Source organism: uncultured Ruegeria sp. (assembly GCF_947497005.1).
Classification (GTDB): Bacteria; Pseudomonadota; Alphaproteobacteria; order Rhodobacterales; family Rhodobacteraceae; genus Ruegeria.
Window position 1 is genome coordinate 1 of record NZ_CANMFF010000042.1, and the last position, 10,166, is coordinate 10,166.

At 53.9% G+C, this 10,166-nt stretch carries 10 protein-coding genes and 2 pseudogenes; 5 read left to right on the top strand and 7 right to left on the bottom strand.

The annotated features are described in order from the left end of the window. Positions 1-88: 88 nt before the first annotated feature. Positions 89-451, bottom strand: a pseudogene (locus Q0816_RS25535) (transposase); the annotation flags it as partial. A gap of 225 nt (positions 452-676) precedes the next feature. Here Q0816_RS25535 and Q0816_RS25540 point away from each other — a divergent pair. After that, positions 677-1,303: pseudogene (locus tag Q0816_RS25540) on the top strand (tyrosine-type recombinase/integrase); the annotation flags it as partial. 204 nt (positions 1,304-1,507) lie between these two features. On the opposite strand, the gene Q0816_RS25545 reads toward Q0816_RS25540, so the two are convergent. After that, positions 1,508-1,999 (bottom strand): DUF2938 domain-containing protein, encoded by a 492-nt coding sequence (locus tag Q0816_RS25545; protein ID WP_298856054.1) that lies wholly within the window; start codon positions 1,997-1,999, stop codon positions 1,508-1,510. 81 nt (positions 2,000-2,080) lie between these two features. On the opposite strand from Q0816_RS25545, the gene Q0816_RS25550 reads away from it, so the two are divergent. Further along, positions 2,081-2,521 (top strand): helix-turn-helix domain-containing protein, encoded by a 441-nt coding sequence (locus Q0816_RS25550; protein ID WP_298856056.1) that lies wholly within the window; start codon positions 2,081-2,083, stop codon positions 2,519-2,521. A gap of 85 nt (positions 2,522-2,606) precedes the next feature. Here Q0816_RS25550 and Q0816_RS25555 read toward each other — a convergent pair whose 3' ends face one another. Beyond that, positions 2,607-3,326: a YafY family protein gene (locus Q0816_RS25555; protein WP_298856058.1), complete on the bottom strand. Its 720-nt coding sequence runs from the start codon at positions 3,324-3,326 to the stop codon at positions 2,607-2,609. 85 nt (positions 3,327-3,411) lie between these two features. Here Q0816_RS25555 and Q0816_RS25560 point away from each other — a divergent pair, with 85 nt between their 5' ends. Then, positions 3,412-3,843, top strand: a complete 432-nt coding sequence (locus Q0816_RS25560) for a RidA family protein (RefSeq protein WP_298856060.1) — start codon at positions 3,412-3,414, stop codon at positions 3,841-3,843. A 745-nt stretch (positions 3,844-4,588) separates the two neighbouring features. Here Q0816_RS25560 and Q0816_RS25565 read toward each other — a convergent pair. Further along, on the bottom strand, positions 4,589-5,287 hold the full coding sequence (locus Q0816_RS25565) for a hypothetical protein (protein WP_298856062.1): 699 nt from the start codon (positions 5,285-5,287) through the stop codon (positions 4,589-4,591). 233 nt (positions 5,288-5,520) lie between these two features. Here Q0816_RS25565 and Q0816_RS25570 point away from each other — a divergent pair, with 233 nt between their 5' ends. Further along, a complete protein-coding gene (locus tag Q0816_RS25570; protein WP_298856064.1) occupies positions 5,521-6,402 on the top strand; it encodes a cation diffusion facilitator family transporter in 882 nt (293 codons plus the stop codon). 159 nt (positions 6,403-6,561) lie between these two features. Next, positions 6,562-7,413 (top strand): hypothetical protein, encoded by an 852-nt coding sequence (locus Q0816_RS25575; RefSeq protein ID WP_298856066.1) that lies wholly within the window; start codon positions 6,562-6,564, stop codon positions 7,411-7,413. 75 nt (positions 7,414-7,488) lie between these two features. Here Q0816_RS25575 and Q0816_RS25580 read toward each other — a convergent pair whose 3' ends face one another. The 3 genes from Q0816_RS25580 to Q0816_RS25590 form a co-directional block, all read right to left on the bottom strand. Further along, entirely contained in the window at positions 7,489-8,136 is a 648-nt protein-coding gene (locus Q0816_RS25580; protein ID WP_298856068.1) for a response regulator transcription factor, read from the bottom strand. Next, the gene (locus Q0816_RS25585; protein WP_298856071.1) at positions 8,133-9,536 is read right to left on the bottom strand and encodes a sensor histidine kinase; all 1,404 of its coding nucleotides are present in this window, start codon (positions 9,534-9,536) and stop codon (positions 8,133-8,135) included. The genes Q0816_RS25580 and Q0816_RS25585 overlap by 4 nt, the downstream gene beginning before the upstream one ends. Positions 9,537-9,639: 103 nt before the next feature. Then, positions 9,640-10,038 (bottom strand): MerR family transcriptional regulator, encoded by a 399-nt coding sequence (locus tag Q0816_RS25590; RefSeq protein WP_298856073.1) that lies wholly within the window; start codon positions 10,036-10,038, stop codon positions 9,640-9,642. Between the last annotated feature and the right edge of the window lie 128 nt (positions 10,039-10,166).

The window sequence follows — 10,166 nt, forward strand, 5'->3', positions numbered from 1 at the left end:
TCATAAGATCTTTCTTCGAGCGGTTTGGTATGACGAGGAGACAAAGTATGTATCAACTTTGGACCAAGACAGTTCAAATGGGGAGGCTCAGCAACTCGCTCCTCCGGAATCGCCCGTGGCGGTTCTTGGAAAAGGTAGAATGGTCAGGGATCCGGTCATTCAGATCCAGGCGGCAGAACCAACGATAGGCCAGGTTCAGATGCCCCTCTTCGCACAGCCGACGTTCGGATCGTATACCAAAGCAATAGCCTACCAAGAGCATGCGGATCAACAACTCGGGATCAATCGATGGGCGGCCCGTGTAATTATAGAAATCTGCCAAATGCGAACGGATGCTGATCAGATCAACAAACCGGTCAATCGACCGCAACAGGTGATCTTGAGGGACATGATCCTCCAGTGAGAATTCGTAAAACAGTGATACCTGAGCTTCTTGCCTAGATCCCATCATGGCTGATCCTCCCGCTTGTTGGCAGGATTGAATCAGCAGTTCATGCGTCGATCAAGCCAGAGTTTTTCAACAAAATACGCCCTTACCCACAGTTCGTGTCAATTGCAGCATTTGGCAGTTTGGGCTCTGAGGGGACCTCGGAGCAATCGCAGCATCCCGTGATATTGGACCGCGTCAACGTCGGGTTGTCATTGTGGGTGGGCATGGCGGATCGGAGGATCAGTCATGGAAACACCAAACTTACCTGCCATTTGCGCACTTCGCCCAGCCTGGAACAAAGGCTGTATCGTGGGTCAAAAACACCCGCTGAAACCAAAACATGTCTGGGCAATCCGAGTTCGCATCGAGCTTGCCGGCAACCACCGCGATCTTGCACTCTTCAACATGGCGATCGACAGCAAACTTCGCGGCTGTGATCTAGTGAAGATGAAGGTGGTCGATGTCATGTCATCGGGGCAGATCAAGGAACGCGCTTCAATATTGCAGAGTAAGACGCAGAAACCTGTGCGCTTCAAGATATCCGAGGGCACCCGTGCCTTTGTTCAGAAATGGATGGAGGATGAACTCATGGTCGGTTCAGAATACCTCTCGCCTGGCAGATTCCACGAAAGATTGCACATCTCGATGCGTCAAAATGCGTGGATTGTGAGGGATTGGGTGACGTCGATTGGCATCGAGGCAAGCGCCTATGGAACGCATTCAATGAGGCGCACGAAAGTCACCCAAATCTACAAGAAAACTGGCAACCTCAGAGCGGTCCAGCTCTTACTAGGTCACACCAAGATGGACAGTACAGTCCGGTATCTCGGCGTCGAACTCGAAGATGCCTTGACCATCGCCGAAGCCATTGAGACCCAGTGCCAAGGGGTCGCCTTCTTAGGCGGCCCTGAACTGCCGTTGAACGACGAGTGTCGTCGCGGCGGTGCGGCCCGTCAGAGGAGACATTCGCTGCAGTAGCAAAATTTGGTGGTTGCCGAATTCACAGCCTGCGCAACAAGGTTGTCAGAAGCGCCCCGTGGCGCTTCTGACAGCTTTCGGTACGCTCTTCGCGAAATGTCAGAACAAACTGGATATGCAGACTGCCGTGACCCAAAGCCCAATTCCAAAGCTGAGATGTGCACAGACACTCTTGAGCCGCGCAGTATTTGGGTCGGGCATCAACCGTGCCGCCAACCCCGCTCCCATGCCCGGCTGAAGGATCAGGAAAGGCGCAAGCACTGTAAGTATTCCAAACGCAATCGCAGGCAGCAGGCTGGGCTCTTCAAGCCAGCCCCGACCGATCACAGCCAGAAAACCCAGCGCGAACACGATGCCCGTCAGATAATGTGCGCTCCAGCCCAACAAACGCTCCGCCGGAACAGGGTCGCTGGCCATGATGGGCCGATGAAAAAACCGCCCCTGCGCGACATGGCCGAGCCAACGGCCCACCATCGCGTAGTTGAGCGATTGCTGAGAGAAGATCAGCTTCTGGGAAAGGGCAACCATATCCATGAAGGTTGTCGCGCCTATGCCGATCAGAACCGCACTGAAAAGAATTTCTGTGGTCATGGAGGTATCGACCTTAGTATCTGTTGATGTTTTGCAGTGGTGGGGCAACATGCAACTTCAAGCCCACTTGAGGTCAAGACCATGCTCGACATTTCCGAACTCTCTCGCGAAAGCGGGTTTTCACCATCAAAACTCCGCTATTATGAAGAGGTTGGCCTGATCCAGTCGGTGGGCCGAAGGGGACTAAAGCGTCTCTATGAGGATGAGGTGAAGACGCGGATTTCCCTCATTTCTCTGGCGCAAACTGCCGGGTTTTCACTCGGCGAGATCAAAGAGACGATGGGTTCAGAAGGCAGGCCCGATCTGGATCGTACTGTTCTGGCAGCAAAGGCCGATGCAATTGACGTGAGGATCAAGGAACTGACGGCCTTACGGGACGGCCTTCGCCATGTCATGAATTGCACCGCCGAAAACCATCTGGATTGTCCGCGATTTCAGCGCATCATCCGTGTTGCAATGACGAAGAAGCAGGGCGGTGCGAAACGTTCCCAAAAGAAACCCGTCAATGGACGACCGGATTGAGGGGAGGCCTAATCCACCATTTTTGGGCTGATAACTGATCAAAACACTGGGGCGCTTCTGCCCGGACGTCACGCATTCCTGGTGTTCAGCGCGGTAATTCTCTGAATGGACAGACATCGTCCTCGAACGGAACATGCCGTCTCCGGAACGATGTTCCCTCGACGATCTCGGGGCGGCTGATCCGATCCATGCGAAAATGCCGGAAATCCTCACGGCTGGAATCCCAGGCTACGAGATACCAGAGCGGCGGCAGGATAAGCATAGCTTGCGGTTCGACTTCTCGACTCGTTTCCGCGCCTTTGGCGTCCCGGTAACTGAAACGCAGGTTTTGCCGTTGCAGAAACGCGGTCTCGAAGGCAGGCAAAAGCGCGGGGTCAATCGTGCCCATGTCCGAGATGTCCTGTTTGGGTGAAAGTTGTCCGACATGCAGACAGTCAAGGAACCTGCGTAGATCCCGCACCTTGTCCGAAGGCAATGCCTTCTCGATCTTGGCAAGCCCCGCGTCGGCGAGACCGGAGAAGGGAAGGCTTCGCGCCGCACGCATGGCCGCGACACTGACAAGTAGCGCAAACACCTCGGTGACCGAAAGACGGGCCGTGGTCTGCACCGATTGCGGATCGAGCTGCACGCCGCCACCGCGCCCACATTCGGAATGGATGACAAAGCCCTGGTCGCGCAACGCCCCGATATCGCGCAATACTGTTCGTCTGGATGCACCGACCTGACAGGCCAGTTCATCGACCGTTGCGGTTCCGTTACGGCGAAGGGTGCGCACGATGGCATCATGTCGGAGGCGGATGTTCATTTTTTGACCTTAGCATTTTCGGTGACAAACTTTGTCACCGTAGGGTTCTAAGTCGATCCTGGACCCCTCAGCAAGGAGAATGAACATGACGTCCCGAGATCAGAATACATCCAATGGTGCACTGCCGATCATCGTCAATCCAACAAATCTGCACGATCCCACGCCAAACGGCTATAGCACAGCAGTCGTCTCTCCTGCTGCGGGACGGCTTGCATTTGTATCAGGACAGGGCGGACAGGATCAAAACGGTAACCTTTCGCCGGAGTTCGGGAACCAGGTTGAACTGGCCTACTCCAATCTGGCTGCCGTTCTCGACGCGCTCGGCGCTCTCCCCAAACAGGTCGTGAAGCTGACCGTGTTCGTGGTCGACCATGATATGTCGAAGCTGCGCGTGCTGACCGAAAACGTGAAACGGATGTTTGGCGATACACTGCCCGCGCAAACGCTGGTCCCCGTTCCGAAGCTCGCCATCGACCCGATGCTGTTCGAGGTCGAGGCTGTCGTGCTTTTGGATTGAGCGTCCGATTGCGGCGGCGACTTGCCGCCGCAATCACAAACGCTACCTAGTTTACGAAGTGGGAGCTGACGTTCGCAAACTGCGCAGCATAGGTTACTATTGGGCTCGATGTTGACGCCGGAGCTATCGTGGCATCTTTTCGACTGCCCGACCTCGCTCAGGTGTGAGCGACCCATTCCGGTCATTGGCCGAAGATCCACTCCTCTGCAGTGCGGCCCGCCAGAACCGCCATTCGCTGCGGTTGCATGAATTGATGAAGGGTGAATGTCGGGAGCGCGGACAATCCGGGCTTTCGCCGAGGCGGCCAGTGCTTACGCAGAAAACTTTCGCACCCGCAGCGCCGAGAATTTGGCAGCGCGGCGATTTTCGTCAGAGCGGTCGTTGATAGCCGGTCTGAGGCGCGACATTCGAACCTCACTTTCTCTGCCGTCCGCATCGACCATCGAGACGCGCAACAAAGCAGCCTTATGCAACCGCTGCTATTGCTGACGCAGCATCGGTTCGCAGCTGCCGCTCGCGCATCGCTGCGGTGCAATTTTAGTCGTCAAACCGGCTATTCAAGGCAAGGACATATTCCGAATTTCGAACGGAGCTTTCGGTGCATCCAGATTGGACAATCTGGACGCTTGAAACAACGCTCATTGCCTACGATGGCAACAACGAGCGCTTCCAGAATGCAGTCCGAAATATTGACCTGGTGAATACTAGCGGCAATGCGGGTGGCACACGCAACAGTGCTGCCCGATTAGTCAGTTGCGAAGCAATAAAACAGACCCGCCCCGCCAGAACGTGGTAGATGTTCCTCTCCGCAACCGCGCGAGCCGTGCGATGAGTTCCAGGACAGCATATTTCGAGCATCATTGAGACCTACACGGTCATGGTGTCCAACAATTGCAGACCCGCCTTCACTGTTCGAAGTCCAGTTGCTGCATGTCGTATCACCTCCTGCCGTCGAGAAGTAACCTGCGGAATCAGAGCCCGTCAGAATGTCATGTTTGTTGGGCTGACTGCCACGCCCATTGACAGGGTTACCATCTTCGTCGAGCGCGGTCTGTAGATTAACGTTCACGTTGTCGCTGTGCAGGTCCTCAATATTGTTGGCGATGAGCTCTCCGTTGGCATTATACCACGGACCCGATCCGATCCGGTCGCGTGCAGAAACGCCATTGGTGATTGTCATCGGGTCGGTGCTGCGATCAATGGACATTGAGGTGCTCAGATAGGCCGCAAAAGTCTTGGAAGAACCGGTCGCGGAAGCAAGCGCATTGCAATGAGCATCGGCGCCTTCGAGGCCACCTAAGTTGGCACCGTCGCCCTTGCCCACACTAGTGATGAAGAACGACATCTCCTCGCCTGCCGATTGCGCCTGTGCGGTCGTCGCGATACAGCAGATTACGAGTGCAACAACCCCATGTGCAGTTTTTCGTTTGGTGAACTTCGACATGTGTGTCTCCCTTCGTGCTCTGTGATCACTGATGCTAGCCGTATGTAACAATCGGGTCCATCCGAGTAACAGATGTATCACACTGTGGTGCCGGCGCCATTCACGATAGCCGGCCGTGCATGACCGACCCTACGGCCCTATTCATTTTACCCTACCCCTGTTTTACGTGTTAAGCACTGTAGCTTATCTGTTCCCAGGATCTTTTGTAACGATTGACTGAGAGTCGTGACCGAATGACACAAAAATTTGCTCTTTGGTCCATTCCGATTTCCATTGCGGTATTGGCCCTAAAACTGCTGGCTTGGTGGCTGACAGGCTCGGTGGCGTTGTTGTCAGACGCAATGGAATCAACCGTGAATGTCGTCGCGGCGCTGCTGGCGTATTTCGCAGTTCGGGTTGCCAACAAACCTCCTGATGAAAACCACCCCTTTGGTCACAAAAAAGCTGAGTATCTTTCCGCCGTCGTCGAGGGCGTGCTGATTGTGCTGGCGGCGTTCCTGATCATCAGAGAAGCTGTGCTGGCGCTTCCAAATCCCCATCTTGAGGATGCGCCGCTGCTTGGAATTGCCGTCAATGTCATTGCAACGGGCGTGAATGGCGCATGGGCCTATCTATTGCTCAAAATCGGCAGGCGCGAGGGTTCGCCTGCATTGGAGGCAAGCTCCCGGCACATTTTTACAGATGTCATGACTTCAGTTGGTGTCATCGCAGGACTTATTCTTGCGCTTGTCACCGGCTGGCTAATCCTCGACCCAATCCTGGCAATTCTTGTTGCATTGAACATTTTGTGGGAGGGATGGAAAGTTATTCGGGCTTCCGTTGATGGCTTGATGGATGTGACCCTTTCGGATCAAGACTTGCAGACCGTTTCTAGTACAATCGATGCAAATCTCGGCGCAGCATTAGAGTACCACGACCTCAAAGGGCGCAGATCCGCAAATGTCATCTTCGTGGAGTTTCACCTTGTTGTGGACGGCGCAATGCCCGTCAGCGCAGCGCATGATATATGCAATGACATCGAGGAAGAATTGGGTCGTTTGTATCCGGGTTCAGTCTTTGTCATTCACCTCGAACCCGATGACGAGTTGAAGGGTGACGGGGTTAACTCCCACTAAACTTGTCATTTAGCTCTGCAAAAACACAATCGGTTTGACTGATCTGACTAAGACGTTCGGCTTGAAATTCGTCAGACCTAAGCCCGATGTGGGAAAGCCGAACCAGAAGTAACCTGTCTCCAATGTCACGAAGCGTGATGATCAAAATTGGAGGCGAAAATGAAAATTCAAAGAAAGCTGGGTCAACTTCTTAGTACAGCGGCGTTGGCTTCGTTGATTGCTGCGACGCCTTATGTGCCAGCGTTTGATGCCGATGGTCGCCTACATTTTGAACCGTCATATGCCTTTGCCAAGAGCGGCAAGGGGAAAGACGGGGATGGTCGCGACGATGATCGGGATGATGATCGTGACGACGACAGAGATGATGACCGCGACGACAACTCGGGGTCGGGTAATAGCGGCCGTGGTGGTGACCGGGACGATGATCGTGATGACGATAGGGACGATGATCGCGACGACGACCGAGATGATGATCGTGACAACAATTCAGGATCAGGTAAAGGTGGTCGCGACGATGACGACGATGACGATGATGATGACTCCAAACGCTCCAATAGAGGCAGCGGAAAGAAGGACCAGTCTCAAGCAGGGGGCAAACCGTCGGGTTCGGCCGGGATAACAAAGGTCGAAACAAACGCCAACGGCATCGAAGTGCGTTACTCGGACGGAACCAAGGAGGAGATTGAAAACGGGCGGTATGAGAGAAAGAATGCTCAGAACCGAACTGTTGAGGAACGCCCCGCGACCGGTGCCGATGTTTCAAGGCTTCGGTCTTTGGCGAATGGTATCTCAATCGACAACGTGCGCTCTTCTGGGCAAGCCGGCACTGCTGGAAGTCGACCCACGAAAATCGAACGCCAGGGCAACAATATCGAAGTGAACTATGCCAATGGTTGGAAAGAGGAGATCGAGTTTGGGCGCTACGAGTTGAAAGACCCGTACAACAGGACTGTTGTTGAGAGAAACGCGACGGCCTCTGATCGCCGGAGGTTGCAGTCGGTTGCTAACTGAACAGCAACTCCAGTCGATAATCCGTTGGCGGCTTCCTTTTGTGAGGGGCCGCCATCGTCGTAGAAGAGACCGCGGTTAACCTCCTTTGTTCCAAACATCATGTGCAATAAGCGCGGCCTCTACCCGATTTCGCGCATGAAGCTTGGACAGGATTGCCGTCATGTAGTGCTTCACGGTCTTTTCCTGAAGGTCTAACTCGTCAGCGATTTCACGATTACTCAGTCCTTTGGCCACATGTCTAAGTATTTCTTCCTCACGATGCGTAAGGTCATCGAGAATGCTGCTGTTAATTGACATGCCGGTGTCAGCGTTGATTTGAAGCAATACCCGCGAGGCCAAGCTCGGAGATACGAACCCTTCACCTGCGGCGATGCTGCGTAAGGAAGCGGTTAGTTCGCTCGCGGTCACTCCTTTCACAATGTAACCAATCGCGCCCGCCTCCAAGGCGTCCGCGACATCGCTGCTGTTTTCTGAGACCGTCAAGATTGCAATGATGGGCGGACTTTCCATTGCCGCAATTTTACGTGTCGCGCTTATCCCGCCGCCGGGCATCGAAAGGTCAAGAATGGCTATGTCCGGCTGATGCGTGCCGACCAGCGATACTGCCTCTTCAGCGCTGGACCCAGCAGCTAAAACTTCAAAACCATCAGCTTCATCCAACGTGCGTTGCAATCCATCTCTGAAAATTGGATGATCATCCGCTATAATGACAGATGTTGTCATGATGCACTCTTCTTTCTGGAAAACAGTGTCATAGCAATGGTGGTGCCTTCGCCAAGGCTCGACAAAACTTCGAATTTGCCGCCAATGCTCTCGACCCGATCTCGCAAGCCCATAAGCCCCTGGCCACCATCGTCTCGCAATGCGGTTTCTTCTGACCTGTCAAATCCAGGTCCGTCGTCTTTGACCTTTACAACTATTCGGTCATTCTGCGCTTCAGAGATAACAGTGCACTTCGAAGCTGGAGCATATCTCGCGGCATTGGAAAGCGTCTCCTGAAGGAACCGAAAAACGCACAGCTTGTCGGACAATGACAACTCTGGGACCTGGCAACCCAGGAATGAAATATCCGGTCGCAACGGACTGTGTTCGGCGTGATCCTCTACGGCTCTCTTCACGACATCGACGAGTGACAGGCTGTCGATATCCGGCGCGGACAGCCCTCGCGATATTGCACGAATTTCAGCCAGAGATTTTTGCAAAGACTGCTGAATTTCCTCTGCCTCTTTGGGCCTTTCGGACTCTTTGGAAAACGCCGCCTCCAGTCTAAGGGCGGCGAGCGACAAATATTGCGCAGGACCATCATGCAGTTCGGCACCGAGTTTCTTGAGGAACCGATCTGTTTGCATGGCATATCTTTCTGATGCCTCGACCACACGCGACCGCAGCAGCGCATTCTGCTCAGCCATCCTTTCACTTTCTGTCAAGCGCAGGTTAAGAAGAGTCCCCTGTCGTCGAATTGTATTGTCACCAATTGCGACGATGGAAAACAGAACAATCGCACTTGCTAGAAATGCGGAACCGACGACCAACCAACTTGTTCGCCTGGCCTTGGCTAAGTCTAACTCCAGCTGATCAGCTCTTTCGTAGAACTCCGCAACTGCGATGATTTCGCCGGACCAGAGTTCGCGGATGGGGCTGTAAACTTCAAGTAATGGTATCCCCAATGCCGCCTCGGCGGCGCTCTCGGCATGATCAAGCTCTTCGAAAGAGCCGGAGATATCGCCGTTCCACGCCCGCCTTAAGTCATCCGTTGGATTGAAACGGTTTCCAATGATGTCTGTATCCGAGGCATGTGCAATCACACCGCCTTGCTTCCAGAATTTGTAGGAGACAATGCGGTCACGCATTGGCTGGGTCATGAAAATCTCGTCCAGCGCCAGGCTCGCCTGCTCAGAAAGGCGGTTGCCATGTGCCAATTCCTGGCTGAGTGGGGATACTACGCTTTCCATATATAGCGCCGCGGAATTGGCGGAGTTCTGCACAACTGCGTTCTGAATTCGATTTGACACCCAGACCCCGACGATTGCGGTCGCAGTGCCCATCACGACGATGCTGGCCGCAAGAAAGACTCGCGACAACGACCAATTGCCAATCGTCTGGTCAGTTACTTTCGCTCTCATCGTGAAATCGACTATGAACTACAATCTGTTATCGCACCACAGACCTTGGTCTGACGTGATCTGGCTACATCTCAGATCCTGCGCATCCGTCCAGTGGCCAGAGTCAGATATCATCCTTCGTTCTAAGTCTTTGCAGCATCGGGCAGTGAACGTTTCCGGTATCACAATTGGCCGTAAGCTCACTCAAGGCGTGCTCCAGGCGTCTGAGCTCACTAATCTTGCTTCGAACGCTGGCAATGTGTGCCTCGGCCAGTTCTTTCACTGACCGGCAGTCTTCGGCACTTCCTTCTGACAGCTCCAAAAGCGCCTTTGCGTCAGATAGAGGAAACCCCAGGTCGCGGCACTTCTTCAAAAATCGAAGTCTTCCCACATCGCTTGCTGAATAGAGGCGACGATTGTTCAGAGCTCGCGCGGGTCTTGGTACGATACCTTCGCGTTCGTAGTAGCGGATGGTTTCTATGCCGACATCGCTTTGCCGGGAAGCCTCACCTATCGCAATCACGTGAAATGCCCCCTCTTGATCCTGTAGTAGCTACAGGAGTTATACGTTTTAAATGTGACCTGCCCCCCGAGGCTCCCTCATTCATAACGAGAGTCTGCGGGTCTGGTCTTCATATTCGTCGTCGTTGG

What these genes read in the sequence shown, in the direction of transcription:
- Q0816_RS25545 (WP_298856054.1), bottom strand. Translation starts at nt 1,999, where the DNA reads ATGACCACAGAAATTCTTTTCAGTGCGGTTCTGATCGGCATAGGCGCG.
- Q0816_RS25550 (WP_298856056.1), top strand. Translation starts at nt 2,081, where the DNA reads ATGCTCGACATTTCCGAACTCTCTCGCGAAAGCGGGTTTTCACCATCA.
- Q0816_RS25555 (WP_298856058.1), bottom strand. Translation starts at nt 3,326, where the DNA reads ATGAACATCCGCCTCCGACATGATGCCATCGTGCGCACCCTTCGCCGT.
- Q0816_RS25560 (WP_298856060.1), top strand. Translation starts at nt 3,412, where the DNA reads ATGACGTCCCGAGATCAGAATACATCCAATGGTGCACTGCCGATCATC.
- Q0816_RS25565 (WP_298856062.1), bottom strand. Translation starts at nt 5,287, where the DNA reads ATGTCGAAGTTCACCAAACGAAAAACTGCACATGGGGTTGTTGCACTC.
- Q0816_RS25570 (WP_298856064.1), top strand. Translation starts at nt 5,521, where the DNA reads ATGACACAAAAATTTGCTCTTTGGTCCATTCCGATTTCCATTGCGGTA.
- Q0816_RS25575 (WP_298856066.1), top strand. Translation starts at nt 6,562, where the DNA reads ATGAAAATTCAAAGAAAGCTGGGTCAACTTCTTAGTACAGCGGCGTTG.
- Q0816_RS25580 (WP_298856068.1), bottom strand. Translation starts at nt 8,136, where the DNA reads ATGACAACATCTGTCATTATAGCGGATGATCATCCAATTTTCAGAGAT.
- Q0816_RS25585 (WP_298856071.1), bottom strand. Translation starts at nt 9,536, where the DNA reads ATGAGAGCGAAAGTAACTGACCAGACGATTGGCAATTGGTCGTTGTCG.